Below are 26286 nucleotides of genomic sequence, written 5' to 3' on the forward strand. Positions count from 1 at the left end.
ACAAAACCGCGGGGTCGGGTCAGATCTTTTTGCCAGCGTCAGCATTCAGCCCGTCGGGATCTGCCTCTGGTGCCTCAGGTCGAACTTCATCGACGGCAGGATCGTGATAGGCCTCGTCGTCACTATCCGCCTGATCTTCCAGCTCCTCGTCATAGCGCGGATCCATCGTACTGGTCTCCGGCGTGTTGTAGCGGCCGGTGGCCAGGGATGGAACGAAGTCTGTGCGCTCGTCTGCATCAACTGCAGCTCGCTGGGTCATGCGCCAGACGGCAAAGACGATAATTGTCAGATGCGCGGCTGCGGTGATCTGGAACAAGGCACTGGGGGAGGTGGCAGTCATCAGCGGGGCTGCCGCGACTGGCCCGACCATCGTGCCAATGCCGTAGATCAACAACAACCCACCGCTGGTTTTGAGAAATTCGCCCGGCTCGGCGTGATCGCTTGCGTGGGCGACGATCACCGGCTGCATGGAGAAGATCATGCCGCCGAAGGCTGCGACCATTGCAATGGTCGCGACCGGGTTGATACCGCCAAACAGTGTCAGGCAAAAGCCAAGGGCCATTGCGGCCATGGCCATGGCAATCAGCACGATCCGTCGATCCAATCGATCTGACGCATAGCCGACTGGAAGCTGGATCAATGCTCCAGACAGCAGCGCCAGCGACATCATGATGGCGACGTCGGAGACCTCCAAGCCGATGCGCCGCCCATAGACTGCGCCGAGCGTGCCGAAGGCACCGTTTGAAATGCCGACAAGGAAGATTCCGACCACGGCGATGGGCGAGTTCTTCCAGAGTTTCTTCGGGTCCAGGCGGGCCTGGGTCAACGGCGCAGGACTTGCGGCCGTCGATAAGGCGGTGGGCAGCAACGCCAGGGAATAGATGATCGAGCCGATGATGAAGAAGACAAAGCCTGTCGGGTCACCAACTGTCAGCAGCATTTGACCCACAGTCGTCGCGCCGAGGTTGATCATCGTGTAAATGCCGAAAATCCGCCCACGCGTGTTGCTCGTGGCACGCTCGTTCAGCCAGCTCTCGACGATCATTGCAGCGCCAGCAAAACAGAACCCGGACAATGCGCGTAAGATAATCCATGCAAGCGGATGCATCAGCAGCAGATTGAGCAGGAGCGTGATGCCGGCGAGGGAACACAGGACGCCGAAGCTGCGTGTGTGGCCCACGCGCTTGACGATGACCGGCACGACCAAACAGCCGATCATGTAGCCAGCGGCCCAACCGGCGCCCAGCAGGCCGAGAGAGCTGTCGGAGAAACCCTCCGACAGTCCACGCAGCGGAAGCAGAAGACCGTGCAAGCCACCAGCGAGCAGCAGCAGGGCAGAGCCTGTCAGAAGGGCGGCAATGGAAAAAATCGAAGACATGTCTACCTTTGCATGTGGCAAGTGTGGCAGAAGCAGCAGCGGCCTGCAGGGCTGGGGTAGCCAATGTGAAACCGCGCCTTTCGAAAGGCTGTTGGCCACGGCGCCTGAGACAGGCTAAGAAGCGGAATGGGACCTTGGTGTCCATTCGCACCTGCACACGTGGCACGTTAAAGACTAATTGAGCAACACAACCGGTGCTTTAATGGTTCCCCGATCCGCTGTTGGATGCAAGGAAATATTGCGGTGCCGCATAAATTGACGAGTATGACTGACCATGTCTGAACCCTCCCCATTGCCAGAAACCGCCGCTGTTTCCGATCCTGTGAAAATGCGCGAAGCTGCTCATGAGGTCTGGGTGGCGGCTTGCGCTGGCGACGTGCCACGCATCACCGTGCGGGCAGAGCGCTTGGCCCCTTTGGCACAGCTGCTGGCGGAGGGCATGGAACGCGCCTTTCCAGACATGCAGATGCCGCCACTTGGGTGCTGGCGATGGCTGGAAGCCGACGACACCGACCGCTGGGGTATCGTCGCATCGGGCGTGGGGTTTGTGACCGCCGAAGAGATGTTGATCGCAGCCGCTGATCTTGCTGTCCTGACAGCTGTCATGAACATCGATGTGGCTCCAACCTGGAGGTTTGAAGATCCTTTCACCGGCAACGACGTGAATGGCGAGAAAGGGCTGGCGATTGCTGCCCTGACGCTGATGTCGCGTGGGTATTTCTCAGCGGACCCTGCCCGATCTTTTCAAGTGAACGCGGAGGCCTTGCTAGCCCTTTCCGAGGAGGAGTTGGGACCGGCATTGCAAATGGAGGGGGATGACCACAGTCAGGCTCTGCAATGCATGACTGGCCATCTTCAGCGGTTCGGCGAGGTGGTTGGCCTCAGGTCGGATCTGTTCAGCCAGAAGGGAGCTCTGCGACCGGGACATGGCGTCCTGAAGGTGTGGCAGGAAGCCGATCGTATGGCTGTTGATACCGGGATGCTTTTCAAAACCCTGTTCAATGGGCTGGCGCCACTCTGGACGGGAGGGGCCGAACGTGGAGACTTGATCCTGGCCGATGCTTGGGAAGACTTTCCTGCGGATGATGTAGAGCCTGCACCGTCGCGTATTCTTTCCTTTCAGGCGCCGTTGGTGAGCATCGCCTATAGCCTGCTCGAACCCCTTGCCTGGGCCGGTATCGAGATGGAAAATCTCGAAGTGCTGCCGCCGATTGCCGACTTTGACCATGTTGCTCTTTTGATCGGGGCCGGTGTGCTGGAGCTGGAGGCATCAGATGCTGAGTTGGGTGAGGCGGAGGCACAGGCAACCGGCCTGGCACTGCGTGCGCTGAGCCTGGCAGCGGTGGACGGGCTTGCTGAGGAGTTGCGTCGGATCTTCCTGGCAGATGGCGCGATGTTGCCGATGACGGTGGTCATTGCGACAGGAACCAGACCAGCCGCCCGGGCCGCAGCGTTGGAAAACTCTGACCTGAAGCGCCAGCTGGCAAGTTTCCTGTCCCCCGGGGGTGTTTTTTGGCTACCATTCCGGGCATAGCAGATCCAATTTTGTACGCAGCCTGCCCTTGTGGCGCTTGAATAGAGAGACACACCATGTCCGGAGCTACTGTCGTCAATCACCCGTTGGTTCAGCACAAGCTGACGATCATGCGCGACAAGGATACCTCGACCCAGGGGTTCAGACGTCTGTTGCGCGAGATCTCGCTGCTGCTTTGCTATGAAGTGACACGCGACTTGCCGGTGGTGATGCAGAAGATCGAAACGCCGCTGCAGGAAATGGAGGCCCCGATCCTCGATGGCAAGAAGCTGGTGTTTGCCTCTGTCCTGCGTGCCGGCAACGGACTACTGGAAGGCATGCTGGATTTGGTCCCCGCCGCCCGTGTCGCCCACATCGGCCTCTACCGCGATCCACAGACGCTGGAGCCAGTGGAGTATTACTTCAAGGCGCCGGAAAACCTCGATGAGCGTCTCGTCGTAGTGGTCGATCCTATGCTGGCAACAGCAAACTCCGCGATTGCAGCCGTTGACAAGCTGAAGGAGCGTGGTGCGAACAATCTACGCTTTCTGTGTCTGCTCGGCTCTCCGGAAGGCGTTGAGAAGTTCAACAGGGCACACCCGGATGTGCCGATCTTCACCGCCTCGATTGACGAGAAGCTGAACGAAAAAGGCTACATTGTTCCTGGTCTTGGTGATGCGGGCGACCGCATGTACGGAACCAAGTAAGGTACACAGCATGGCGCTCACGGTTTTCGGTTCAATCAATCTCGACCTGGTTGTCGATGTTCCACGCTTGCCCCAGCGGGGAGAGACGGCTGTCGGTCCGGCTTACCGGTTGCTGGCAGGCGGCAAGGGTGCCAACCAGGCAACCGCAGCGGTGCGGGCGGGGGCCGAAGTGCGCTTCGTGGGTGCCGTCGGCTCGGACGCCTTTGCCGACCCTGCCCTTCAGCACATGCGCGATGGCGGGGTCGATCTTCGTCCCGTGCGCCAGCTGGAAGGGAAGACTGGCGTTGCCTTCATCGGTGTGGAGACCAGCGGTGAAAACCAGATTCTGGTCGCCAGCGGGGCGAATGCTCACGTTCAGGCTCAGTGGCTGGAAGCGGACCTGGCGCCCGGTGACTTGCTTCTTCTGCAGGGGGAACTGAGGCCAGAAGAAACGGCTGGCGCCATCGAGTTGGCGGTTGAACGTGGCTGTCCAGTGGTGTGGAACCCGGCGCCCGTGCCAGCAGGCGATCTTGCCCCGTTGGTGGCCAAAACCGATGTGCTGATCGTCAATGAGAGCGAAGCAGACGAGTTGGCCGAACGGCTCGGCCTTCCGTCCTCTCCTGAGGCTTTCATCGATCAGTTGAGTGCGAAGGGGGCTCTGGTGATCGTTACCCTGGGTGCCAACGGTATTCTCGCTGGACAGGGGGGCGTGCGCTATCGCCTGTTGCCGCCTCCCATAGAGGTTGTGGACACGACCGGGGCCGGGGACGCCTTTTGCGGGGCCTATTGTGCCGCCCGCCTGCGCGATCTGCCGACAGAGCGAGCTTTGCGTGAGGCGATTGCAGCTGGTAGTCTGGCGTGTACGGCACAGGGGGCTCAGACAAGTGCGCCGGATGCCGCAACCATTCAGGCGATGGCTGATCGGGTTTTCAGCGAAAAATAAGGTTTGTCGTCTACGCTCCGGGGGTGTTCAGACCTCGGAGTACGGCCCGCATGTGGCGCTATCTTCTCATCGCGGTGGTTCTTGCCGGAACTCTTCCCCTGCTTCCGCGTTTTCTTGAGCGGAATGGGTTTCTTGCAGCATCTGAAATGTCGGGTGATGCAGGCCAAGCGGAGAGTTCAGAAGATGGCGGGGCGGGCAGCTTCATCCAACGCATTCCTCGCCAGGAAAACGGGCATTATGTTGCGGAGGCTTCCCTCAATGGTCGGCGCTTTCTGATGCTTGTTGACACAGGGGCGTCTCAGGTTGTCTTACCGGAAGCCGTTGCGCGACAAGCCGGCATAAATCTGCAATCTTTCGCCTTTAAGATACCTGTTACAACTGCGAATGGCGTTGTTCATGGCGCCGCAACTGTTGTGCGTGACATGAAAATAGGCCGAATCCGCTTGAGAGATGTGGACACACTGGTCTTGAAGGATGACGCCTTGAAAACGCCCCTGCTGGGTATGTCGGCCTTGAACCAGTTGCAACGCTTCGACTTTTCGAATGACACGCTGTTGCTCGTCCAATAGGCTTTGACACCTGTTCCGGTTACACTTTCCCATCCAATATCTCACAATATCATTGTAAGAGGTCCCTATGTTTCCCAAGCCGTTGGCATCCCTCCAGCCCAATACGTATGAGTATGAGTCCTTGCCGATGGTGAAGGCAACGGGCTTCCGTGAATACGACGCTCGGTGGCTTTTCGAAAAAGAGATCAACCTGATGGGCATGCAGGCTCTGGGGATGGGTATCGGTACCCTGATGCATGAGCGCGACATTCGCCCGGAGATTGTTGTCGGGCACGACTTCCGAAGCTATTCGTCGACTATCAAGAATGCCGTCATGAACGGCCTGATGGCTGCCGGGATCAAGGTCCATGACATTGGTCTGGCACTGTCGCCGATGGCGTATTTTGCCCAGTTTGCTCTGGATGTGCCCGCTGTGGCCATGATAACGGCGTCCCACAACGACAACGGCTGGACTGGGGTGAAAATGGGCATTGATCGCCCGTTGACCTTTGGTCCCGATGAGATGGGTCGCCTGAAGGAAATCGTTCTTAATGCCGAATTCAACCTGAAGGGAGGCGGCAGCTATACCTTCGTTGAAGGCTTCCCGGATCTTTACATCAAGGACCTGACAAATCGCGCCAAGCTCAAGCGTCCGATCAAGATCGTTGCAGCTTGCGGCAATGGCACGGCTGGTGCCTTCGCACCCAAGGTATTGGAAATGATCGGGGCGGAAGTCATTCCGCTGGATGCCGAGCTGGATCACACCTTTCCGAATTACAATCCGAACCCGGAAGACATGAAGATGCTTCATGCCCTGCGCGACAAGGTGCTGGAAACCGGCGCTGAAGTCGGTCTGGGCTTTGACGGGGACGGTGACCGATGCGGCGTTGTTGACAATGAAGGCGAAGAAATTTTCGCTGACAAGGTCGGTGTCATGCTGGCACGGGATATTTCCGCCCTGCATCCTAATTCGCAATTTGTCGTCGATGTGAAGTCGACCGGCCTGTTCAATACGGATCCGGTGTTGCTGGCAAACGGTGCCAAGACCGACTACTACAAAACCGGTCACTCGTACATCAAGCGTCGGGTGACAGAGCTCAATGCCATCGTCGGATTCGAGAAGTCAGGTCACTACTTCTTCAACGCTCCGATCGGCCGCGGCTATGACGACGGCCTCGTGTCGGCGCTTGCCATCCTCGATATGCTGGATCGCAACCCGGACAAGACCATGGCCGACCTTCGCAGGGACCTGCCGCAGACCTTCGGTTCCCCGACCATGTCTCCGCATTGCGAAGATGAGGTGAAATACGAGGTCGTGGACCGTGTCGTGGCCAAGTTCAAGGACATGCAGGCAAAGGGTGAAACCGTCGGCGGGCAGAAGATCGTCGATCTCATCACCGTCAATGGTGTGCGTGTCGTGACGGAAGACGGCACATGGGGCCTGGTGCGGGCCTCGTCCAATAAACCGGAACTTGTGGTGGTGATCGAAAGCCCCGTGGCCAAGGACCGTCTGCACGAGATGTTCAAGGCCGTCGATGGCGTGCTTCGGCAGAATCCGGAAGTCGGCGAATACAATCAGACACTCTGATCGGCTCGTCGCCTGATTGATGATCACGTGGCCGGCGTTCCGAAAGGGCGTCGGCCGCTTGCTTTGGAGCCCTATCTGCTACCTCGCAGCAGAAAATGACACGATCCCATCCAGACAAGTCGTGAATGGCCTTTTCAATCGGCCAGTGGATCACGTAAGTCTCTTGGCAATAACGGAACTCAGTCTTGGGAGGATACAGAATGATCCGCGACTTCGGAAACCTGCCTGACGGAACGACCGTGCAGGAGATCTCCCTGAAAAAAGGGTCTTTGGAGGCCAAGGTGCTGACCTATGGCGCCCTCATTCGCGATCTCAGGTTCAATGGAAAGTCTGTTGTTCTGGGGTTTGATGATCTGCAAAGTTACCTGGATCACTCGCCCTATTTCGGTGCTGTTCCAGGGCGTTGCGCCAATCGTATCGGCAACGCCAAGATGACGATTGATGGCGCGGTCTATCAACTGGGGGCCAATCAGGACGGCAAGCACCAGCTTCATGGCGGGGCAACTGGTTTTGCCAACCGAGTCTGGTCTCTGGAGCAGCACGACAAGTCCAGTGTGCTGTTGAAGTACATCTCCGAAGACGGCGAGGAGGGCTATCCCGGTCAGGTGGAAGTGCTTTGCCGCTATACGCTGACGGGAACTGGAGCTGTGCGTGTCAAGTTCACGGCAACCACGACCAAGGCGACGCCGGTCAATCTGACCCAGCACTCCTATTTCAATCTGGATGGCAGCGAGACCATTCTCAACCACACTCTTGAAGTCGCTGCAGACGCCTACCTTCCGGTGGACGAGGATGCGATCCCGACGGGTGAGATCCGTAAGGTGGAGTGGACACCCTACGATTTTCGCGATGGCCGTAAACTGCGGCGCAAGCCAGGGGAGGAAAAGGTCATTTATGATCATAACCTCTGCCTGGCGGATGCGCCGTATGATGAAATCGCCTTTATGGCAGCGCTCGAAGACGGCGAAGGTGAGACACGCATGGAAGTCTGGTCAACGGAGCCAGGTGTTCAACTCTATGACGGCTATATGATCGAGGTGCCGGTTCCAGGGCTTGACGGGAAGGTCTATGGCGCCAACGCCGGGATCTGTCTGGAGCCGCAGCGCTGGCCCGACAGCATCAACCACGATAATTTCACCAGTGTTCTGTTGCAGCCCGATGAGACCTATACTCACGTTACGGAGTTCCGGTTTTCGTAGTGCTTCTCTTTTGTTGTAGGCCTTCCCTTGCAGACAGTCTTTTCACCTCTCCGCCTCCAGCATGTGCCAGCCAGTGATGCTCCTGCCACGCGGCAGGCGGTGGCCGTTGACATACCCGGAAGGGCGGAAAGTGTGTTGCAGGCCGTACGGGAGCGTGGACTGGGATCTGTTGTTCCCCCAGCCGACTTCAGTCCTCGCGCGCTTCGTCGCGTGCATGACCAGGGCTACCTCTTGTTTCTCGAGACGTTCTGGGAACGATGGATTGAAGCTGGGCGCGATGGAGAAGCTTTTGCCACCACCTGGCCGATACGCTCGTTGCGGGAGGACACTTTGCCCGACAACATCGAGGGCTTGCTGGGCCGATACTCAATGGATGCGCGAACCCCGATGGGCCCGCAAGTTTTTGAAGCTGCGTCAGTCTCTGCCGCGACAGCCTTGACGGCGGCGCAAATGGTTCTGGAGCGTAGCGAGCCGGCAGCCTTTGGTTTGTGCCAGGCTCCTGGACACCATGCCGGTGAGGACTTTCTGGGTGGTCAATGCTACCTGAACAATGCCGCGATAGCCGCGCAGTGGATGCGAGACTACGGCGCCGCCCGGGTGGCGATCCTGGATGTCGGTTACCATCACGGCAACGGAACCCAGTCGATTTTCTATGACCGTTCGGATGTGCTGTATCTGTCGCTGCATGCGGATCCGCGCCAAGCGTATCCCTATTTTCTCGGGCACTCGGATGAAACTGGCGAGCATGCCGGCACGGGCTTTACCCGTAATTGGCCATTGCCTGCAGGAACCGACTGGAGCAACTACGCACCCGCTCTGGAAGAGGCTTGCCGGTGGCTTCTGGTATACCGGCCAGAATATCTCGTGATTTCTCTGGGCCTTGATACTTCCGTGAACGAAGCGACAGGCGGTTTCCGGTTCACGGACGATGATTTCAAGCGCCTTGGCGCTCGCATCGGGCGGCTTGAGCTGCCAACCGTGTTCCTTTTGGAGGACGGTCAGACGATCGGCGGGCTCGGCAGAAATTGCGTCAATGTTTTGCATGCATATGAGGAAGCACGCCGCGCTCTGGCAGCGTGATCCGCAGTTCGATGGAAAGAAACGTTTTCCTCAGGCTGTGCGTTTGACAAGGGGAAGCCCAAGCTCGAGCAAATCACGGCGGAGTTTTTCCGGGGAGGTGAAATGCAGGGCTTCCAGTCCGACTGCCTTTGCGCCTTCAACATTCTTTGGGGAGTCGTCGATAAAGACGCAGGCGGCGGCATTCAGGGCGTTGCGGCCAAGCAGCGCCTCGTAGATTCTGGCGTCCGGCTTGATGATCCGTTCTTCGGCGGAGACGACCGTATCGATGAAGGACGTCTTTAGGAAATCAAACCGTGTTGTGGCTTCCAGCCATTTCTCCGATGAGAAGTTGGTGATGGCATAAAGCGGCACATCGGCTTGTTTGAGTTCCTCAAGGATCTCGACCGTCCCGTCGATAGCGCCTGGGACCATGTCATGCCAGCGGTTGGAGTAAGCTGCGATCAGTTCAGCTTTTTCGGGGTGCTCTGCACTGAGTTCGGCCACTGCTTCAGCCCATCCGCGTCCCAGATCCTGCTGCAGGTTCCACTCCATTGAGCAGATGCGTGTAAGAAAATCCTCGCGTTCCGCAGCGTCTGGGATGAGACTCTGATAGAGGTGAATCGGGTCCCATTCGATCAGGACATTCCCGACATCAAAAACGACATGTGTAATGGCTGTGGCCATGAATGGCTCCTGAATTGAAAAAAGTACAGAGCTTGGCTGAACGTGCAGCTTGGAACGTGAAGTTGATAAATCTTCGGGGTAACTTTATGGCACGTTTTGCCACATTTTTCCTGATGTTTGCTCTGCTTGTCTGTAGCGCCAGCTTAAGCGCCCGCGCCGAGCTGCCGCAGCGGTTCAGGCTAGGTCTGACGATCGGAACGGACGAAGGGACTCGTGAGCGGGTTGAGCCATTCCGTAGATATATGGAAAGCGTAGTCGACCGTCCCGTGGACCTGTTCCTGTTTGAAACGCTTGCAGAAACGGCAGCCGCTCTCAGCCAGAGCAACATCGACTACGCCCGTCTTTCCCCAACGGCCTACGCATTTCTGGCGAAGTCCTGCGTGGGGTGTGTGACACCGCTGGTCACCTCTCGCCCGGATTCTGTGACGGGTCGGTTTCATGCTGTTCTGATCGCAATGAAGGGCGCATCAGCGCCGGGTAATCCGGGGCAGGGGCTAGAGGATTTGCGCGGAGGCAGGATCGGCATCGGCCCCCCAGACGCCGTTGCGACCCACCAGCTTTTTCTGACGCATATGCGGGCGCAGGGCAGGGCACCGGAACAGTTCTTTTCCCGGCTCGATACGGTCAGAACTCCACTGGAAGGAATAGCCGGTCTTCTTGCCGGCACCCTGGATTGTGTCGTTGGGTGGAGTACAATGGCGGGAGATCCAGCAACAGGATACTCCGGCGGAACATTGGCGGATTTCTTTCGCGAGACCAACGGCAGCACCTCGAAACTCGAGATTGTCTGGCAATCCGTCGCGCTGCCCTATACGGCGCATGTGGTTCGGGCATCTCTGGATGAGGATTTGCGGCAGCGCTTGCAGAGTGCGCTGATCGATCTGCCGCAGGAGGCGCCTGATGTCTATCGGGCGATTGAGGGGGATGTGTTCCCGGGTGGATTTGAGCCGGTAAGCGAAGAGGACTACGCTGGTTATCTCCTGCTCGCCGAGTAGGCGCCTGCGTTGCAGCAGAGCTGATTACTCGATCTGCACGGTTGTCGTCAGGCGAGGGCGCAAAAAGTAAATGTCTGAAAGCTGCACGCTCGACATCGATGGAAAGTATTTGGTCGTCAAACTGGCATAGGCCGGAACAAACGTCGAAGCAGTGTAGCCGATGACGAGTGACGTTCCGGCGAAGCTGATTTCATCAGGGATGGTAACCGGGGGTTCTGAGCCAGGTGCCCAGGGGGCGCCGCCCGTTCTGTTCCGGCTCCAGTCGACCGTAACGTCCCCGTCTTCGTCAAAGCTGACGCTGGCGACGATTACGTCCAGGGTTTCGTCGGTGTAGGGCTGCATGATCTGTTGGGCTGCATACATGACGTCTTGCATGTCGCTGGACGACACAATGTCGGCCTGAGCCACAAGATCTGCCACAGATCGGGCGGTCTGAGAGACCTTTTGCTTCTGGTTCAAGGCAGTGGTGAATTCCGCCATGCCGACGAGCAAGAGAAGCAGAATGGGCAGGATGAGCGCGAATTCCACCGCAGCAACGCCCCGAGCATCGGTATTAAGCCGCGCAAGTTGACGTTGAAACAGACAGTGCGTGTGTTTGAGCATAAGCATCACCACGGGAACGGCTCATTTCTGAAAACGACGGTCGTGTAGAGACGCCGAGACATGTCGGAGGTGTCGCCGCTGTCTGTGTTCATGAGGGAGGTGAACATCGGCCACTCATAAACGACGCGGGCAATCACAATGTCGCTAGCGCCGCCAATGCTAAAGGCGGGATCTTCTTCCAGCTCGCCATCATCATCAACCAGGCTGTCGATGTCTGACAGGCTTTGGAAGTCGGAAAACGTCTGGATGTCGACGGTCAACCGGCTCTCATTGCACAGGACCCGCGTCATGCGACCACACAATTCTGTCTTGAACGCGGCTTTGGAGACGCCGGACTTCATGGCCTGACCGGTGCGGATCTGGCGTGTCGTCTCCAGTGCCGCGTAATCCAGGATCCGGTTGACGAAGAACGCCAGCCCGAACTCGATCAGCCCAAGCAGCAGCATAAAGAATGGTAAGGCAATCATGCTGAATTCGATCGCAGTGACACCGCCTTCATCGCTGGCAACTCTTCGAAGCTTTCGTGGCAGAAAGCGACTTAGAAAGCCGCGACGTGCAGGATCTTGCGGAAGACTGGAGCTGTTGCGTCCTGACGCCATATATATAAAGCCTTTAACGCGCCTGCCCGCCTGCAGCGTCCTGAGACATGCCGTTCAGAGTGGTTGATTGCCCCTGAACCCCGGCGAAAAATTCCGGGCTGTCACCGACGCGAAGCGTGGGATTGCAAATCGGAGTGCATGAGTAGGTCTGTCGATTGACGTTGCGAGTAACAGTAACAGTGTCATCCTCGGAGAACTGAACGACGATCATCTCATCGATGATCGGCTCATTGTTGGCATCCAGGATGATGAGGTTGGTTGAACCGAAGGCCTTGCCCGTCACAACGAGAGTCGAGCGGTCGTGAATAGAGACATCGGCGATGAACGGGTTGCCAATCACCACGGTGCTTGCCTCTTCTTCTATCCGGAACACCTTAGCCCGATCGACCGCGACGTAGATCGTCGCGTCGTCTTCAGCCGCATAGGCGTTGTGGGCAGATAGCATAAGCATGGCCAACAGAACCAATCTTGACATTAAAGTTGCTCCGGAACCCATGACTTACTCCATTTGCGAGAGGGTATATGCCCTTGTACCGATATCTTGGTGAATGAAGAGCTAACAGCGCTCGAATCCCTAGCGGGAAGCTGCAAATTGTGGCGGTTTGCTTTGTCCCGGCACTGCCAAAGTATAGGTCGTGCCGAGAATTGCACTTTCTGGATATAGCTGCCTGTTTGAATTCGGCAGAAGCTCTTGAGCGTACTTTCTACAAAAGAGAAGGAGGCTCCTCGGTGGTGAAGAGGTTGTGTTATTGAGTGAATTTATTCAAAAGAATAAAGTTTTAATTATTTTTTACTTAAAATATGCCTGTATTTATAAAATTAGAACGGGAAAATTAATAAAATTGTAAGCATACACTGTGTTAACCATAGGTATTTATCGCAAGATTTTCTTTTAATTCGCCTTGAGGTTTAACCTATTTGAAACCCGTGGAGGCTAGTTTGAGGGAGTTCGAACGGTCGAGGACAAGTCCGACGGACCCGAAGCTGTCAAATATCAAGTGGTTAAGTAGGAGCAAACAGATGACTAACCTTTTCGCACGTTTCGCTAATGATGAGTCCGGCGCTACCGCAATTGAATACGGTCTGATCGCAGGCCTCCTGGCCGTTGCAATTATCGGTATTCTTGGCACCATGGGTGGCAGCCTTGGTGACATTTTCTCCGATATCAACGCTGGCCTGACATCCGCTGCAAGCTAATTCGTGATAACTTTCTTATCCAAGGCTTGAGGATTTTTTAAACCTCGCCTAGCATAAGCGATCGAAAGCGGGCCTTAGGGCCCGCTTTTTATTTGTCTTCTTATAACGCTACTTTTTATCATCGGCGCCACTGGTAGGAGTGCGACCGCAAAATGATTGTATTTGGAATCCTGACCATTTTTCCTGCGCTTGTCGCTTTGGCTGCCGTCAGTGACTTGCTCACGATGAAGATCCCAAACTGGCTCAACCTTCTGCTTGTGGCGGGCTTTATCATTGCAGCCGCTTTTGCGGGGCTGAGTTTGGCGGAGTGGGGCCTGCATGGATTGGCGTGTGCCGTAGTTTTCGTCGTCTGCTTCACGATGTTTGTATTGGGGTGGATGGGTGGGGGAGACGCCAAGCTTGCCAGTGCGATCGCACTTTGGCTCGGGTGGACCCCGGTGCTGTTGGCTTTTGCTTTTTGGACGGCGGTCTACGGCGCTGTACTGACAGCTTTCATCCTGATTTTTCGCAGAGCAATTCCGGTGTTACCGGGGCCATTTGGCCGGATGGGATGGCTGCTGCGCTTGCATGACCAGAAAACCGGCATTCCCTACGGCATCGCACTTGCCGCTGCTGCCCTGCAGGTATTTCCACGCAGCGTATGGTTCGCGCTCTTGGGAAGCGGTTAGGATTGAGCAGGTCTTGTCTGGGTTCCGTGGGCGGAATCTGCCCTAAGGGCGCGACTTCTCGATCTGCAATGCGTTGATTTATGAAAATTTGCGGAAAGATGTAGGGCAGATTGCCGCCAAGTTCGACATCCTCTTGATAGAATTCCTAAGCTTTCTGTGCGGATTAATAAAATAATCATTTAGGTTAAATTGCGTTAACTTTGTCTTCTCATGTATAATTAACCATGTTTTGACGATTTGCACGCCACACTGGCTTCCACAGGCGCTTTTTCGCGCCATCCGGACATGTGGAAGCAAGTGATGAAGTACGCCCGTCTTCTCGTTCTCGGTGTGGCTCTCGGGGCTGGTCTAATTGCAGCCCGTCTTGTCATGAACACTGGAGCATCCGATACGCAGCAAAGCCTGCTGCCTGACCCTTCTGAAATTAATCAGGAGCAAGTGCTTGTTGCTGCCCGCGACATTCCACCAGGCAACAAGCTGACCGGCGGAGACCTGAAGTGGGCTCCCTGGCCAGCAGATGCTTTGCCTCAGGATGCGATTGTGAAATCAGGAACACCAGAAGGCCGGGATGAATATGCCGGCCAACTGGCGAAGGCCATGATCTTTTCCGGTGAGCCGATACGCCCACAGCGTCTGGTCAACACCGACCGGGGCTATATGGCGGCAATCCTTCCCAAGGGAAAACGAGCCATTTCGGTTGGGGTCGCGACTGAAACCACCGCCGGTGGCTTTATTCTTCCTGGCGACAAGGTCGATCTTCTTCTGACGCGCAATGACCGCGGCGGTCAGGGCGTCCAGACTGAAACCATCCTGGAAAACATCCGCATCCTCGCCATCGATACGGTGACCGTAGGAGAACGGGAAGAGAAGACATTGTCTCCGAAGCGGACGGCGACGTTGGAACTGACCCCGCAGCAGGCGGAAACGGTGGCACAGGCGCAAAAGCTTGGAACGATTGACCTGGCTTTGCGTAGCGCCGCGGATTCTTCAGACACAGAAGAAGCCGAACCGCAGCGCAAGGGTGGAGTGAGTTTCGTGAAATACGGTGTGACAACTCAGGCGACAGCGCAATGATTTCGATGCAACAGATAGTAAAGCGCAAAGACTTTAAGGCGTGCCTTCTGCTGATCAGCACCTGGCTCTTCGCCGCAGCGCTCATAGCAGTTCTGCTGCCAACCGGTGCCAAGGCACAGGGGGCTTTCCCAAAACAGATCCATGTGGCGTCCGGTCAGCAAGTGACCGACAAGCAGCTTCAGGTTGGCATCGGCCGGTCGGTCGTAATTGACCTGGCTGAAGAAGTCGCCGACGTGCTGGTCTCCAACCCGGCGATAGCAGATGCAGTCGTGCGCAGCCGCCATCGGGTGTTTGTTCTGGGCAATGCCGCCGGTCAGGCGAACCTGGTTCTCTTTGCCCGCAGTGGACGGGAGTTGGCAAGCTTCGACCTGCGCGTCGAACCCGATACGACCGATCTGACACAGCTGATCCGCCGGGCCATTCCCAGTTCGCGTATTCAGGCTGAGTCGCTGAACGGCAGTCTGATCCTCTCGGGCAAGGCTGACAGTACAGCTGACGCTCAGAAGGCCGCTGACCTGGCAGCCCGGTTCTCTGGTCCTGACATCAAGTCGACAGCAATTCTCAATATGATCGAGGTCTCGGGCAGTGACCAGGTCTTGCTGAAGGTCACTGTCGCTGAGGTGGACCGTTCTGTCATCAAGCAGCTGGGGCTCAATCTCTCCGGCAGCGTTGGAGTTGGCAATTACACGGCGGGCTTCAACAACTCCACGTCCTTCACCGTCAACACCGATGCGGTCAACCAGTCAATCCTGTCCGGTGTCATGAACGCCGGCGGAACCAGCCTGGCTGCGTCTGTCGAAGCTTTACAGCGTGAAGGGGTCATCCGGACCCTCGCGGAGCCAACACTGACCGCCATCTCGGGTGAAAACGCCAGCTTCCTGGCGGGGGGTGAATTTCCGATCCCGATCAGTGAATCAGACGGTCAGGTTTCCGTCGAGTTCAAGAAGTTCGGTGTCGGCCTCGACTTCACGCCGGTGGTTCAGTCGGGCGGGCGGATCAACATGAGGGTCAAGACAGAAGTCAGTGAGCTTTCCAGCGAAGGCGCGGTGACTGTCGGCAGCATTTCGATCTCGGCGCTGAAGGTTCGCCGGGCAGAATCGACCATCGAATTGCCCTCGGGCGGAACATTGGTCATGGCTGGGCTTCTGAAAGAATCTTATCAGCAGGCGATCAGCGGAGTGCCCGGACTGATGCAGGTTCCTATCCTCGGAAGCCTGTTCAAGAGCCGTGACTTCCTGCGCAAGCAGACTGAGTTGGTGGTCTTCGTAACGCCTTACACGGTCAACCCGGTCGCGCCTTCAAAGCTCGTACGTCCAGATAAGAATCTTCTCCCGCCAACAGATGCGGAATCCATTTTCTTTAATCGGCTCAACAAGATCTTCAAGACTGGCGGAAATGCTCCGACGGGTGAATATCGTGGCCAAGTCGGATTTATCTACAAATGAGGCGCCCGATGAGCAGCAATAGAGACAGTCGCTTTTTGCGGATGCAGCGCCTAGCGATCTTGGGCGGAATTTTGGCAACACTCGCGGCCTGCCAGAACGGGCAGACGGCCATGGGCACCGATCATCTCCTGGCCGCCAACGATTACCGGCTGCGTCATCCGATCGTATTGACCGAAGCCATGGAAACGCTGGATTTGCCGATTGGCTTCTCCAGCCGCAATCTGGGCCCGCACCTGTCAGGCAGCGTGACGGCCTTCGGTGCCGATGCACGCTCCAGAGGCAACGGCCGGGTTGAGATTCTGATCCCGTCGGGCGCGGCCAATGAAAGTGCGGTTCATTCTCTGACACCACAAATTCGCAAGGCGCTGGCGCAAGGTGGAGTTGCGCGCGGATCCCAGATGCTGCGGACCTATGCAGTCGAAGATCCCAATGCAGAAGCTCCGATCCGGCTGGCATACGCGCGAATGCAGGCTGTTGCAGGCCCTTGCGGTGAATGGCCCGAAAACATCGGTGGTGGGGTCAATCAGAATATTGGCTACCACAACTACGGTTGTGCCACCCAGTCGAACCTGGCAGCGATGGTAGAGAATCCAGCTGATCTGCTGGCCCCGCGTGCCATGGCCCCGGCGGATCAGCAGCGCCGGGCAGTCGTGTTCGAAGGATATCGCAACGGTTCCGGAACGACGAGCACCTATACCGAAGGTGTAGGCGCGAATGTATCCGAGTAGGAACGTCGATGAGCAGCGAGAGTACCATGTCTGACAGCTATGGATCCCTGGATTACCAGGCCTATGCCGACCGCACTCCGGAAGCACCGCATGGTGCGTCCAACATTCGACCGGTGCCGCGTATTTCCATCCAGGCTTTTTGTCTGGACGACGCCACGGTTCACGCAATTGAGGCAGCGGCAGAAGACCGCCGCATGCAGAAGGCGCACGTCAAGCTCCACAAGGGCGGGATTCCGGCCGCAATCGAGCATTATGCTCAGGCGCCAACCCCGAACCTGATCGTTCTGGAATGCAACGACGATCGCCAGAAATTGCTCCACGACCTTGATCAGCTGGCCGAATATTGTGACGCCGGTACCAAGGTCGTTGTTATCGGCAAGATGAACGATGTCGGGCTCTACCGAGAGTTGGTGGCGCAGGGGATCAGCGAGTATCTCGTTGCTCCGATAGACCTTTATCAGTTCATCGGAGCGATCGGCGAGCTTTACGGCGAACCGGGAGCCGAGCCGCTCGGCCGCACCATTGCCTTCTTCGGAGTCAAGGGAGGGTGTGGAGCCTCGACTGTGGCGCATAACTGCGCCTGGACGCTGGCCCGCAACTACCGCAACGAAGTGACTGTAGCCGATCTCGACCTGCCGTTCGGCACAGCCGGCCTCGACTATAATCAGGACCCATTACAGGGGATCTATGAGGCCGTGTCGTCGCCAGATCGTCTGGATGAGACCTACCTCGACCGTATTCTGTCGAAATGCTCAGATCACCTGAGTTTGCTGGCCGCGCCAGCGACCCTGGAACGAGCCTATGATTTCAATGAAGGCGCGTTTGAGGGGCTGATTGATATCATGCGCTCTGCCACGCCGACGATTGTTCTCGATGTACCCCATACGTGGAACGGCTGGACACGTCAGGTCCTGACCAGTGCCGACGAACTTGTCGTGGTGGCCGAACCAGATCTGGCAAACCTCAGAAATGCCAAGAACGTCATCGACAGCCTGAAGCAACTCCGTCCGAATGATGGCCTGCCGCATCTTGTGCTCAACCGCACAAACATGCCGAAGCGGCCTGAAATCAAGCCGGAAGAATTTGCGACGGCTCTTGGGTTGAAGGCGCAGATGTCCATTCCGTTTGATCCGCAGTTGTTCGGAACTGCAGCAAACAACGGGCAGATGATTGCCGAAGTGGATGCCAAGAACCCGGTCAGCGACATGTTCAATGAACTGGCGCAGCTGGTGTCTGGCCGTAGCGATGCAAACAAGGCGAAACGGACGGTCTTGAAGGGTCTTCTCTCGAAGTTGACCCGCAAATCCGCCTGAATGAGCTGACCAAAACGGGACTAGGCGACTTATGTTTGGAAGACGCGGGACATCGTTTGAAAACGAAGAGAGGACGCGGACGGCGCCTCCGCCGGAGCCCGCTGCTCCCAAGCCGGAGGCACCTGCCCCCAAAGCGAAGGCTGCGCCCGAGAAGGCTGCTCCACCACCACCAGCTCCTGAAGCCGGCGGGAAGCGCAAGTCTTCCGAGTATTACGAGACCAAGGGCCAGATCTTCAATGCATTGGTCGAGGCGATCGACCTGTCACAGCTCAGCCGGCTGGGGCCGGAAGATGCGCGCGATGAAATTCGCGATGTGGTCAATGACATCATCGCCCTGAAGAATGTCGTCATGTCGATCTCCGAACAGGAAGATCTTCTCGACGATATCTGTAACGATGTGCTCGGCTACGGTCCACTTGAGCCGCTTCTGGCCCGGGATGACATTGCCGATATCATGGTCAACGGTGCCCATACGGTTTACATCGAAACCGAAGGCAAGATGCAGAAGACGGCGGTCAATTTCCGCGACAACACGCAGCTGATGAATATCTGCCAGCGGATCGTGAGCCAGGTTGGCCGCCGCGTTGATGACAGCAGCCCGATTTGTGATGCCCGCCTTCCTGATGGGTCTCGTGTCAACGTCATTGCGCCTCCGCTGGCGATTGACGGTCCCGCACTGACCATTCGTAAGTTCAAGAAGGACAAGCTGACCCTGGATCAGCTGACCAAGTTCGGGTCCATCACGCCGGAAGGGTCGACAATCCTTCAGATCATCGGTCGATCGCGCTGCAACGTGTTGATCTCTGGTGGTACGGGCTCGGGCAAGACCACACTCTTGAACTGCCTGACTGCTTATATTGACCTGACCGAACGCATTATCACGTGTGAGGATTCAGCGGAACTTCAGCTTCAGCAGCCTCATGTCGTGCGCCTTGAAACTCGCCCGCCGAACCTTGAAGGGGAGGGCGAGATCACCATGCGTGACCTGGTCAAGAACTGCCTGCGTATGCGACCTGAACGCATCATCGTCGGCGAAGTACGTGGCCCAGAAGCATTCGATTTGCTGCAGGCCATGAACACCGGTCACGATGGTTCTATGGGCACACTGCACGCCAACTCCCCGCGTGAAGCCTTGTCTCGTCTGGAATCCATGATCACCATGGGCGGCTTCTCGCTTCCCTCGCGTACGCTGCGCGAAATGATCGTGTCGTCGATCGACGTCATTGTGCAGGCGGCGCGTCTGCGTGATGGTTCCCGTCGGATTACCCATGTGACCGAAGTGATGGGCATGGAAGGCGACGTGATCATCACCCAGGATATCTTCCTCTATGACATGATGGGCGAAGATCAGCAGGGCCGTATCATCGGACGCCACAGGTCGACCGGCATTGGTCGTCCGAGGTTCTGGGAACGTGCGCGCTACTTCGGCGAGGAAAAACGTCTTGCCGAGGCACTCGACGCATCTGAAATGCCAGCCTATGCGGATGAACGCGTATGAACCTGACCGATCTGCAAGCAGTCCTCGGGCCGCAAATCACCTTCGTCGCAGTCGCCCTGCTTGCGACCTTCAGCATAGGCGGCGTGCTTTATGCCTTGTTGCAGCCGACGTTGAGCGGCAGCAAGCGGCGGCAGGAGCGGGTGTCACAGATCTCGGTGCGGCCGCAGGCAACCGATGTTCGGATGAAAGCCAAAGACGGCGAAAAGCGCCGACGTTCCGTTCAGGACCAGCTGAAGCAGTTCGAAGAACGTCAGCGGACGAAGAACGACAAGCTGACCAAGGTGTCGCTGGAACGCCGGCTGGAGCAGGCGGGTCTCACTTGGGAGCGTAAGCATTTCATTTATTTCAGTCTCGCTTGTGGCGTGTTCTTCATGTTCCTGGGTCTGATCTTCACTCACAATCTGTTGTTGACCGCAGCCTTCGGTTTTATTGGCGGCCTCGGATTTCCGCGCTGGTACATCGGTCACCGCCGGAAAAAGCGCTTCAACGCTTTTCTTAATGAATTGCCGGGGGCGGTGGATGTTATCGTGCGCGGTGTGAAAGCAGGGTTGCCTCTCGGCGATTGCCTGAAAGTTGTCGCCAAGGAATCGCCGCAGCCGGTTGCCGGAGAGTTTCAGAAAATCGTCGACACTCAGGTTATGGGGATTTCCCTGACCGATGCGGTGGCACGGCTGCCCGAGCGCATGCCTCTTGCCGAAGCCAACTTCTTTGCCATTGTCGTTGCCATTCAGCAGCGTGCCGGTGGTGGGCTTTCGGAAGCGCTGGGCAACTTGTCGAAAGTGCTGCGCAGCCGCAAGGCCATGAAGCGCAAGATCACTGCGCTGAGCTCGGAAGCCAAATCCTCGGCGGCCATTATCGGCTGTTTGCCGTTCATGGTCACCGGCATTCTGTTTCTGGTCGCTCCGGACTACATCATGCTGCTGTTCACCACCTCGGGTGGACAGATGATTATCGCCGGCGGTCTGTTCTGGATGTTCTGCGGCATCATGGTGATGCGCAACATGATCAATTTCGATTTCTAGGGGAGCTGAGAGATGTTTGATCCCGCAGACATTATGAACTCCCAGGTTCTGATACCGGTGCTGACCATGGTGGCCGTTGCTGGCACCGTTTTCACCCTCGTTTTGCCCTTGCTGAGCCGTGACGGCCTCAAGGGGCGGATGAAGACAGTGGCGCTGGAGCGCGACAAGCTACGGGCGCGCGAGCGTGCCCGTCTTGCGACGGAAGGTCCTCAGGATCCACGCACGGCTTTGCGTGCCAAACCGAAGGAAAACGTCCGCAAGATCGTTGACGATCTGAACCTGAAAGAGATGCTGTCCGATGAGGGCACGCAGGAAAAACTGCGCATGGCGGGCTATCGTGGCACCGGACCGCTCTATACCTTTCTGTTTGCCCGCGTTGCGGTGCCGCTGCTGCTCTTGCTGATTGGAGGCTTCTACGCCTTCACGTTCATGCCGCAGAGTGTCCCGATGATGACCAAGCTCATGGCGGTCTTGTTCCTCTCCGGGGTCGGCTTTTTCCTGCCCAACATCTATATCAAGAACAAGATCACCAAGCGCCAGCTGTTGATCCGCCGGTCGTGGCCGGATGCGCTTGATCTGATGCTGATCTGCGTGGAATCCGGCATGTCAATCGAGGCAGCTTTTGGCCGGGTGGCGGAGGAAATCGGCATCCAGTCCATTCCGCTGGCAGAAGAGCTGACGCTGACCAATGCTGAATTGTCCTATCTGTCAGAGCGACGGACGGCCTATGAAAACCTTGGCAGGAGAACGGGTGTAGATGGCGTGCGAAACGTCATGATGGCGCTGATCCAGGCCGAGCGTTACGGCACGCCTATCGGTCAGGCTTTGCGTGTGATGGCCGACGATAATCGGGACCAACGCATGCAGGAAGCAGAGAAAAAGGCCGCCAGCTTGCCGCCCAAGTTGACCGTCCCGATGATTGTCTTCTTCCTGCCGGTGCTGTTCTTCGTCATCATGGGCCCGGCCGTAATGCAGGTGATGGACGCCTTCAACAAATAACCGCAGGGGACTGGCGGTGGGCCGGTGTCTCGCATCGACTGGCCTGCAAAAATTTCAGACAACAAAAAACGCGGCCCATTCGGGTCCGCGTTTTTTGTTGTGAAATGCTTGCCACCAAGAAGGGTGTCGACAGGCTGAAACTATGAATCTGGGGCTTAGCTTTGGGAGGCTGACAGCATCTGGCGCAAATAAGCGATGTTCGCCTTGGCGTCTTCCGGACTGATGTCAGTTGAGGCGACCTGTTCTGCTTCCTGGAATTTGCCCTGAAGTCCGAGAACCAGTGCGAGGTTCTGGCGCACCTGAGAATCGGCTCCTGGCGCGGAGGCTGCACGGCGCAGGGTGTATTCTGCTTCCGGCAACTCTTTCGACATCAGATGAGAAAGCGCCAGGTTGTTCAGGATCGACGGGTCATTGGGATTGATCTGCAGGGCCTGATGATACAGCGTCTTGGCGCGGGCATGGTTACCCATCTGGTCGAGCACGGCAGCTTCTGCGGAAAGCAGCTTCCAGTCCGGCTTGGCGGGTGTCTGAACCCGCTTGATCACATTGAGGGACTCTTCGAACTGACCGTTGATCGCCAGGACCTTGCCATAAGCAGAGGCAATCGGCTGGTTGTTCGGGTGCTGCAGAACGCCTTTACGCAACACGGCCATCGATTGAGCCGTTTGACCGTTCTGGGTTAACGCGTTGGCATAGCCGAGGATAGCTTGCGGGTTCTGTGGTGCGCGGTTGTAGGATTGTCCCCACTGCGAAACCTGGGCTTGTGCGGCAGCCGAACCAGGCTGGGCACTGCCCGAAACAGGAGCGGCATGGGTGCCGACACTGCCATGTCGGGAGTTCGCGCAGCCCCCCAGAAGGGCCGCTGCGGTAACAGCCATAACCAGCGACACGGTTCTGATGCGGGATTTGGCGGTGATATGCCGAAGCTGCGCCATGTGGGGTTCCTCAAACACTATGCGAAACAAACTCTGCAAGTCTCGTCAGTAGTAGCTTGTTAACCCTAATGTTTTCTTAAAAGCCGAGGGGCCAGGGTGCGGCGCTTGTTGCAAAAGGCAACCGGAGACAATAACTGTTTCGCAACGGTGGAACGCATGACGATACTGGATCATCCGATTTTCGGGAACGTTTCGCCTTGCATTCCCAAGCCTTACTGCGTGTTGGATATTCGGTCCCGCGCTTGCGCGCACGCAACCACAGTCAATCGATATGGAGGTCCCCTTGCGTCAGTCACTGATCAGCGCCCATGAAGCCACTGCTCCGATCCCCGTTTATGCCGTAAGCGAAGCGGGCTTGCCCAATCTGCTGTCCAAATTGGGGGCGAATGCGACAGGCTGGGCAGAGCGTCAGGGTTACAACGCGCAGGCGGGCCGGTCCTTGATGGTTCCCCTCGATGGGGGAGGGCAGGCGGTGCTCTTTGGCACTTTGCCAGAGAATCTGCCCCATCCTTTCGCATTGGGAACTCTGGCGAATGACTTGCCGCCAGCCGACTATGAGATGCAGGAGCCATTCCCGGCTATCGCCCAGGCTCTGCTCGGCTTCGCGCTTTCAAGCTACGCCTTCAATCGCTATCGGGGTGGCGCCAGTGGGAAACAGCCCCGGCTCGTCGTGCCTGAGCACGTTGACATCGAACGCCTGCAGATCGTGCTCGACGGTGTTCAGCTGGCGCGTGATCTGATCAATATCCCTGCCAATGATCTCGGGACGGCGGAACTTGCCGCGCAGGTCGAGGATCTTTTCAACGCTCATGGGGGTAGCGGCAGCATTGTCGTCGGTGACGAGCTGCTGAAGGAAAACCTGCCGTTGGTTCATGCCGTTGGACGGGCCAGCGACAACACGCCTCGATTGGCGGATTTTACCTGGGGGGATGACGACGCTCCCAAGGTCACACTCGTTGGCAAGGGTGTGATTTTCGACACCGGCGGCCTGAACATCAAGCCGGGCGGCTCCATGTCGCTGATGAAAAAAGACATGGGTGGGGCTGCAAACGTGCTCGGACTGGCCAGCATGATCATGGCTGCGAAGTTGCCCGTTCGCCTGCGGGTGATCGTCCCTTGCGTCGAGAACTCCATTGCCGGGTCTGCATTCCGGCCGGGAGATATCTTGCCAAGCCGCAAGGGCCTGACCGTGGAGATCGGCAACACGGACGCAGAGGGGCGGCTCATTCTGGCCGATGCTCTCGCGCTCGCTGATGAGGAAAGCCCGGAACTGTTGATCGATATGGCGACGTTGACCGGTGCAGCCCGTGTGGCGCTTGGACCGGATTTGCCGCCGTATTTTACCAACGACGAGGATCTGGCTGAAGACATCTCGATTTTTGCCGAGGCGAGCGAAGATCCGATGTGGCGGTTGCCTCTGTGGCAGCCTTACATGAAATATCTCGATAGTCAGGTCGCCGACATTAGCCACATCAACACGTCAGGCACAGGCTTTGCGGGGTCGATCACAGCCGCGCTGTTTTTGTCGCGTTTCGTCGAAAATGCCGAGAGCTGGGCGCATTTCGATATTTACGGCTGGACCCCGAGCAGCAAGCCGGGGAAAGTCGCAGGCGGTGAGGCTCAGGGCATTCGGGCGCTGTTCGATATGATCAGCGATCAGTTTTCTGCATAAAAATAACGGCTCCGAAATGGTTTCGTGGTTCACTGCTCCCCAGTTTGAGTGAAGTTTAGTGGGAAGTGGTGGACCATGGGGGTCGAGATTCGCGCCAGTCAGGCGCTGAAATTGCTGCATGAGGTCAATCTGACACTCGTGCGCGACAGTGAGCAGGACCTGTCAGCCCGACAGTTGACGATCCTGCTGACCGTTTATCTGGAGCCTCCGCCCCACACGGTGCGCGGCCTTGCAGCAAAGCTTGATGTGACCAAGCCGGCGATCACCCGGGCGCTGGACACACTTGGTGGAATGCGCTTTCTGTCGCGAAAACGCGATGAGGCAGACCGCCGTAACGTTATCATCACCCGTACGGTTGAAGGGTCCCAATATCTGGAAAACCTCGGCGACCTCGTGGTGGAAAAGGCGGCCAGTCTGCATTGGTAACCGGACGTTCCAAACAGTTGCCAACCGCTGCAAAAACTCGGGTGCCCCATGACTTCTGCTTTTGACCGCCGCCTTCATCCAGTCCGTCCTGATCTGGCGTCCAGCTCCTACCAGGGCCGCGTCCAGGCGCAGCGGTTCGTTGATGGGAACCCGATGCGGGTCTGCCGTGACATGCTGGATCTGCGCCCGCAGCCAAACCCGGAAGCCGGCATTGATACACAAGCTTTGTTTGGCGAAACCTTCACCGTCTTTGAAACGACTGTCGAAGGCTGGGCCTTTGGGCAGCTGGGGACGGATGGCTATGTTGGCTGGGTGTCTGATGAAGGTCTGACGAGCTGGGCTCAGCCGACCCACCGGGTCCGTGCCCTGCGCTCTTATCGTTATCCTCCCGCTGATCTGCGGTTTCCGCCTCTGGGTCTTGTCTCCATGGGCTCCTTGGTGACTGTGACCGGAACAACGACGACACGCGATCTGGAATATGCCCTGCTGGATGATGGCTCGGCGATGGTGGCAAAACACCTTGTTCCGCTGGATCATGTCGAGGCAGACTGGGTGAGGGTCGCAGAAGAGTTTCTCGGGACGCCCTATTTATGGGCTGGTCGATCCAGCCTGGGGCTGGATTGCTCCGCGCTGGTGCAAATGGCTGCTCAGGCGGGTGGGCTGGCAGTTCTACGCGACAGCGACATGCAGGCCACTGATGCCGGAGACCTGCTGGAGGACTGGCAGCTCGCGTCCCTGGAACGCGGTGATCTGGTGTTCTGGAAAGGCCATGTTGCCATTGTTCAAGGTGAAAACCGCATTCTGCACGCCAATGGTCACACAATGACAGTTGCCAGTGAACCTCTTGACGCGGCAGTCGTGCGCATTGCCGCAAACGAATACGGCAAAATCACCGTCTGCCGTCGGCTTTAGCCCGGAAAGCTTTGGACGCCGATGACCTGAAACGCTTTGGTCGTCGGATGCCTAAGCAGACATCGTTGGCTCTCCATGCCCTGGACGTAGCAGACCATCGGCCGGTTCTCGGCACGGATCTCGCTGTACAAAGCTTGCGAAACCCCGTCCTCGACGTAAAAAGGAAACTCGCCAGAATCCGGGGCAGACAGTCCCTCAGGCCAAGCTGGCAGGTCGCCGGAGACGCCGCTGCGCGTCATGTCGGACAGCCATCCCTCCAGAGCGCTCTGCATTCCGGTTGAATCAGTGGCCATGTCAAAGCCGAACAGGTCGGCGGCCATGTGAACGCTCGACCAGACCACGGATGTCTCCTGATCGAAGACCGTCAAGGTGATCGCAGGCGCGGTACAGTCGCCAAAAGTGGAAGCGCGCGCGGTTAGATCCTCAAGCCAGGTCGTCTGGGCAACATTGCTGCAGGACTCTTGAGCAACCGCCTCGGTGCGGCTCGCAACGGTTGCCCAACTGACAACCAGAAGCAAGGCGAGAGCTTGGCACAGACCCCACTGGCGCTGACTTACGAAGGCCATGTATTAATCCTGTAAAACATCTGCAGGCATCGTGGC

At 57.3% G+C, this 26286-nt stretch carries 27 protein-coding genes; 20 read left to right on the forward strand and 7 right to left on the reverse strand.

The window, feature by feature from the left end; translation table 11 throughout:
- Positions 1-19: 19 nt before the first annotated feature.
- Positions 20-1378 (reverse strand): MFS transporter, encoded by a 1359-nt coding sequence (locus J0X15_RS10625; RefSeq protein ID WP_206940496.1) that lies wholly within the window; start codon positions 1376-1378, stop codon positions 20-22.
- A gap of 274 nt (positions 1379-1652) precedes the next feature.
- Here J0X15_RS10625 and J0X15_RS10630 point away from each other — a divergent pair, with 274 nt between their 5' ends.
- From J0X15_RS10630 to J0X15_RS10660, 7 genes are all read left to right on the forward strand, one after another.
- Positions 1653-2912 carry a DUF1688 family protein gene (locus tag J0X15_RS10630; protein ID WP_206940498.1) on the forward strand — a complete coding sequence of 420 codons (1260 nt, stop codon included), beginning with the start codon at positions 1653-1655 and terminating at the stop codon, positions 2910-2912.
- Positions 2913-2968: 56 nt separating this feature from the next.
- The gene (gene upp / locus J0X15_RS10635; RefSeq protein ID WP_206940500.1) at positions 2969-3598 is read left to right on the forward strand and encodes a uracil phosphoribosyltransferase; all 630 of its coding nucleotides are present in this window, start codon (positions 2969-2971) and stop codon (positions 3596-3598) included.
- Between the two features lie 10 nt (positions 3599-3608).
- On the forward strand, positions 3609-4520 hold the full coding sequence (locus tag J0X15_RS10640; protein ID WP_206940502.1) for a ribokinase: 912 nt from the start codon (positions 3609-3611) through the stop codon (positions 4518-4520).
- 50 nt (positions 4521-4570) lie between these two features.
- A complete protein-coding gene (locus J0X15_RS10645) occupies positions 4571-5089 on the forward strand; it encodes a retropepsin-like aspartic protease family protein (protein ID WP_206940504.1) in 519 nt (172 codons plus the stop codon).
- Between the two features lie 67 nt (positions 5090-5156).
- Positions 5157-6656 carry a phosphomannomutase/phosphoglucomutase gene (locus J0X15_RS10650; RefSeq protein ID WP_206940506.1) on the forward strand — a complete coding sequence of 500 codons (1500 nt, stop codon included), beginning with the start codon at positions 5157-5159 and terminating at the stop codon, positions 6654-6656.
- Positions 6657-6856: 200 nt separating this feature from the next.
- A complete protein-coding gene (locus J0X15_RS10655; RefSeq protein ID WP_206940508.1) occupies positions 6857-7855 on the forward strand; it encodes an aldose epimerase family protein in 999 nt (332 codons plus the stop codon).
- Between the two features lie 63 nt (positions 7856-7918).
- Entirely contained in the window at positions 7919-8935 is a 1017-nt protein-coding gene (locus J0X15_RS10660) for a histone deacetylase family protein (RefSeq protein WP_331461908.1), read from the forward strand.
- Between the two features lie 30 nt (positions 8936-8965).
- Here the strand turns inward: J0X15_RS10660 and J0X15_RS10665 are convergent, their stop codons facing one another.
- The gene (locus tag J0X15_RS10665; RefSeq protein WP_206940512.1) at positions 8966-9598 is read right to left on the reverse strand and encodes an HAD family hydrolase; all 633 of its coding nucleotides are present in this window, start codon (positions 9596-9598) and stop codon (positions 8966-8968) included.
- Positions 9599-9684: 86 nt separating this feature from the next.
- Between J0X15_RS10665 and J0X15_RS10670 the strand changes: the two genes are divergently transcribed.
- A complete protein-coding gene (locus tag J0X15_RS10670; RefSeq protein ID WP_206940513.1) occupies positions 9685-10593 on the forward strand; it encodes a phosphate/phosphite/phosphonate ABC transporter substrate-binding protein in 909 nt (302 codons plus the stop codon).
- 24 nt (positions 10594-10617) lie between these two features.
- On the opposite strand, the gene J0X15_RS10675 is transcribed toward J0X15_RS10670, so the two are convergent.
- Genes J0X15_RS10675 through J0X15_RS10685 form a run of 3 tightly spaced genes read right to left on the reverse strand, consistent with a single transcriptional unit; the run spans position 10618 to position 12270 of the window.
- The gene (locus J0X15_RS10675) at positions 10618-11196 is read right to left on the reverse strand and encodes a TadE/TadG family type IV pilus assembly protein (RefSeq protein WP_209015248.1); all 579 of its coding nucleotides are present in this window, start codon (positions 11194-11196) and stop codon (positions 10618-10620) included.
- Between the two features lie 5 nt (positions 11197-11201).
- On the reverse strand, positions 11202-11795 hold the full coding sequence (locus tag J0X15_RS10680) for a TadE/TadG family type IV pilus assembly protein (protein ID WP_206940515.1): 594 nt from the start codon (positions 11793-11795) through the stop codon (positions 11202-11204).
- Positions 11796-11808: 13 nt separating this feature from the next.
- Entirely contained in the window at positions 11809-12270 is a 462-nt protein-coding gene (locus tag J0X15_RS10685) for a pilus assembly protein N-terminal domain-containing protein (protein ID WP_206940517.1), read from the reverse strand.
- 545 nt (positions 12271-12815) lie between these two features.
- Between J0X15_RS10685 and J0X15_RS10690 the strand changes: the two genes are divergently transcribed.
- From J0X15_RS10690 to J0X15_RS10730, 9 genes are all read left to right on the forward strand, one after another.
- Positions 12816-12992, forward strand: coding sequence for a Flp family type IVb pilin (locus tag J0X15_RS10690; RefSeq protein ID WP_206940519.1), 177 nt, complete (start codon positions 12816-12818; stop codon positions 12990-12992).
- 152 nt (positions 12993-13144) lie between these two features.
- Positions 13145-13660 (forward strand): A24 family peptidase, encoded by a 516-nt coding sequence (locus J0X15_RS10695; RefSeq protein WP_206940521.1) that lies wholly within the window; start codon positions 13145-13147, stop codon positions 13658-13660.
- A gap of 300 nt (positions 13661-13960) precedes the next feature.
- Complete coding sequence (gene cpaB / locus J0X15_RS10700; RefSeq protein WP_206940523.1) at positions 13961-14734, forward strand: Flp pilus assembly protein CpaB; 774 nt, start codon at positions 13961-13963, stop codon at positions 14732-14734.
- 5 nt (positions 14735-14739) lie between these two features.
- A complete protein-coding gene (locus J0X15_RS10705) occupies positions 14740-16179 on the forward strand; it encodes a type II and III secretion system protein family protein (protein ID WP_206940525.1) in 1440 nt (479 codons plus the stop codon).
- An 8-nt stretch (positions 16180-16187) separates the two neighbouring features.
- Positions 16188-16907, forward strand: a complete 720-nt coding sequence (locus J0X15_RS10710) for a CpaD family pilus assembly protein (protein WP_209015249.1) — start codon at positions 16188-16190, stop codon at positions 16905-16907.
- A gap of 8 nt (positions 16908-16915) precedes the next feature.
- Positions 16916-18220, forward strand: a complete 1305-nt coding sequence (locus J0X15_RS10715) for an AAA family ATPase (protein ID WP_231710375.1) — start codon at positions 16916-16918, stop codon at positions 18218-18220.
- A gap of 31 nt (positions 18221-18251) precedes the next feature.
- Complete coding sequence (locus J0X15_RS10720; protein WP_209015250.1) at positions 18252-19718, forward strand: CpaF family protein; 1467 nt, start codon at positions 18252-18254, stop codon at positions 19716-19718.
- The gene (locus J0X15_RS10725; RefSeq protein WP_206940527.1) at positions 19715-20740 is read left to right on the forward strand and encodes a type II secretion system F family protein; all 1026 of its coding nucleotides are present in this window, start codon (positions 19715-19717) and stop codon (positions 20738-20740) included. The genes J0X15_RS10720 and J0X15_RS10725 overlap by 4 nt, the downstream gene beginning before the upstream one ends.
- 12 nt (positions 20741-20752) lie before the next feature.
- Positions 20753-21739: a type II secretion system F family protein gene (locus J0X15_RS10730; RefSeq protein ID WP_206940529.1), complete on the forward strand. Its 987-nt coding sequence runs from the start codon at positions 20753-20755 to the stop codon at positions 21737-21739.
- Between the two features lie 155 nt (positions 21740-21894).
- On the opposite strand, the gene J0X15_RS10735 is transcribed toward J0X15_RS10730, so the two are convergent.
- A complete protein-coding gene (locus J0X15_RS10735) occupies positions 21895-22674 on the reverse strand; it encodes a tetratricopeptide repeat protein (protein WP_206940531.1) in 780 nt (259 codons plus the stop codon).
- A 283-nt stretch (positions 22675-22957) separates the two neighbouring features.
- On the opposite strand from J0X15_RS10735, the gene J0X15_RS10740 reads away from it, so the two are divergent.
- The 3 genes from J0X15_RS10740 to J0X15_RS10750 all read left to right on the forward strand — a co-directional run bounded on the left by J0X15_RS10740 (position 22958) and on the right by J0X15_RS10750 (position 25684).
- On the forward strand, positions 22958-24346 hold the full coding sequence (locus J0X15_RS10740) for a leucyl aminopeptidase family protein (protein ID WP_206940533.1): 1389 nt from the start codon (positions 22958-22960) through the stop codon (positions 24344-24346).
- A 75-nt stretch (positions 24347-24421) separates the two neighbouring features.
- Positions 24422-24772, forward strand: a complete 351-nt coding sequence (locus tag J0X15_RS10745) for a MarR family transcriptional regulator (protein WP_206940535.1) — start codon at positions 24422-24424, stop codon at positions 24770-24772.
- Between the two features lie 48 nt (positions 24773-24820).
- Positions 24821-25684 carry a C40 family peptidase gene (locus J0X15_RS10750; RefSeq protein WP_206940537.1) on the forward strand — a complete coding sequence of 288 codons (864 nt, stop codon included), beginning with the start codon at positions 24821-24823 and terminating at the stop codon, positions 25682-25684.
- Here J0X15_RS10750 and J0X15_RS10755 read toward each other — a convergent pair.
- Positions 25681-26250 carry a hypothetical protein gene (locus J0X15_RS10755; protein WP_206940539.1) on the reverse strand — a complete coding sequence of 190 codons (570 nt, stop codon included), beginning with the start codon at positions 26248-26250 and terminating at the stop codon, positions 25681-25683. The two genes, J0X15_RS10750 and J0X15_RS10755, sit on opposite strands and share 4 nt — an antisense overlap.
- Positions 26251-26286: the final 36 nt, after the last annotated feature.

The organism is Roseibium limicola (genome assembly GCF_017313085.1).
GTDB classification, from domain to species: Bacteria; Pseudomonadota; Alphaproteobacteria; order Rhizobiales; family Stappiaceae; genus Roseibium; species Roseibium limicola.

What these genes read in the sequence shown, in the direction of transcription:
- J0X15_RS10715 (WP_231710375.1), top strand. Translation starts at nt 16,916, where the DNA reads ATGAGCAGCGAGAGTACCATGTCTGACAGCTATGGATCCCTGGATTAC.
- J0X15_RS10630 (WP_206940498.1), top strand. Translation starts at nt 1,653, where the DNA reads ATGTCTGAACCCTCCCCATTGCCAGAAACCGCCGCTGTTTCCGATCCT.
- J0X15_RS10750 (WP_206940537.1), top strand. Translation starts at nt 24,821, where the DNA reads ATGACTTCTGCTTTTGACCGCCGCCTTCATCCAGTCCGTCCTGATCTG.
- J0X15_RS10690 (WP_206940519.1), top strand. Translation starts at nt 12,816, where the DNA reads ATGACTAACCTTTTCGCACGTTTCGCTAATGATGAGTCCGGCGCTACC.
- J0X15_RS10665 (WP_206940512.1), bottom strand. Translation starts at nt 9,598, where the DNA reads ATGGCCACAGCCATTACACATGTCGTTTTTGATGTCGGGAATGTCCTG.
- J0X15_RS10645 (WP_206940504.1), top strand. Translation starts at nt 4,571, where the DNA reads ATGTGGCGCTATCTTCTCATCGCGGTGGTTCTTGCCGGAACTCTTCCC.
- J0X15_RS10675 (WP_209015248.1), bottom strand. Translation starts at nt 11,196, where the DNA reads ATGCTCAAACACACGCACTGTCTGTTTCAACGTCAACTTGCGCGGCTT.
- J0X15_RS10650 (WP_206940506.1), top strand. Translation starts at nt 5,157, where the DNA reads ATGTTTCCCAAGCCGTTGGCATCCCTCCAGCCCAATACGTATGAGTAT.
- J0X15_RS10685 (WP_206940517.1), bottom strand. Translation starts at nt 12,270, where the DNA reads ATGTCAAGATTGGTTCTGTTGGCCATGCTTATGCTATCTGCCCACAAC.
- cpaB (WP_206940523.1), top strand. Translation starts at nt 13,961, where the DNA reads ATGAAGTACGCCCGTCTTCTCGTTCTCGGTGTGGCTCTCGGGGCTGGT.
- J0X15_RS10720 (WP_209015250.1), top strand. Translation starts at nt 18,252, where the DNA reads ATGTTTGGAAGACGCGGGACATCGTTTGAAAACGAAGAGAGGACGCGG.
- J0X15_RS10680 (WP_206940515.1), bottom strand. Translation starts at nt 11,795, where the DNA reads ATGGCGTCAGGACGCAACAGCTCCAGTCTTCCGCAAGATCCTGCACGT.
- J0X15_RS10625 (WP_206940496.1), bottom strand. Translation starts at nt 1,378, where the DNA reads ATGTCTTCGATTTTTTCCATTGCCGCCCTTCTGACAGGCTCTGCCCTG.
- upp (WP_206940500.1), top strand. Translation starts at nt 2,969, where the DNA reads ATGTCCGGAGCTACTGTCGTCAATCACCCGTTGGTTCAGCACAAGCTG.
- J0X15_RS10725 (WP_206940527.1), top strand. Translation starts at nt 19,715, where the DNA reads ATGAACCTGACCGATCTGCAAGCAGTCCTCGGGCCGCAAATCACCTTC.
- J0X15_RS10695 (WP_206940521.1), top strand. Translation starts at nt 13,145, where the DNA reads ATGATTGTATTTGGAATCCTGACCATTTTTCCTGCGCTTGTCGCTTTG.
- J0X15_RS10640 (WP_206940502.1), top strand. Translation starts at nt 3,609, where the DNA reads ATGGCGCTCACGGTTTTCGGTTCAATCAATCTCGACCTGGTTGTCGAT.
- J0X15_RS10745 (WP_206940535.1), top strand. Translation starts at nt 24,422, where the DNA reads ATGGGGGTCGAGATTCGCGCCAGTCAGGCGCTGAAATTGCTGCATGAG.
- J0X15_RS10705 (WP_206940525.1), top strand. Translation starts at nt 14,740, where the DNA reads ATGCAACAGATAGTAAAGCGCAAAGACTTTAAGGCGTGCCTTCTGCTG.
- J0X15_RS10655 (WP_206940508.1), top strand. Translation starts at nt 6,857, where the DNA reads ATGATCCGCGACTTCGGAAACCTGCCTGACGGAACGACCGTGCAGGAG.
- J0X15_RS10755 (WP_206940539.1), bottom strand. Translation starts at nt 26,250, where the DNA reads ATGGCCTTCGTAAGTCAGCGCCAGTGGGGTCTGTGCCAAGCTCTCGCC.
- J0X15_RS10710 (WP_209015249.1), top strand. Translation starts at nt 16,188, where the DNA reads ATGAGCAGCAATAGAGACAGTCGCTTTTTGCGGATGCAGCGCCTAGCG.
- J0X15_RS10670 (WP_206940513.1), top strand. Translation starts at nt 9,685, where the DNA reads ATGGCACGTTTTGCCACATTTTTCCTGATGTTTGCTCTGCTTGTCTGT.
- J0X15_RS10735 (WP_206940531.1), bottom strand. Translation starts at nt 22,674, where the DNA reads ATGGCGCAGCTTCGGCATATCACCGCCAAATCCCGCATCAGAACCGTG.
- J0X15_RS10730 (WP_206940529.1), top strand. Translation starts at nt 20,753, where the DNA reads ATGTTTGATCCCGCAGACATTATGAACTCCCAGGTTCTGATACCGGTG.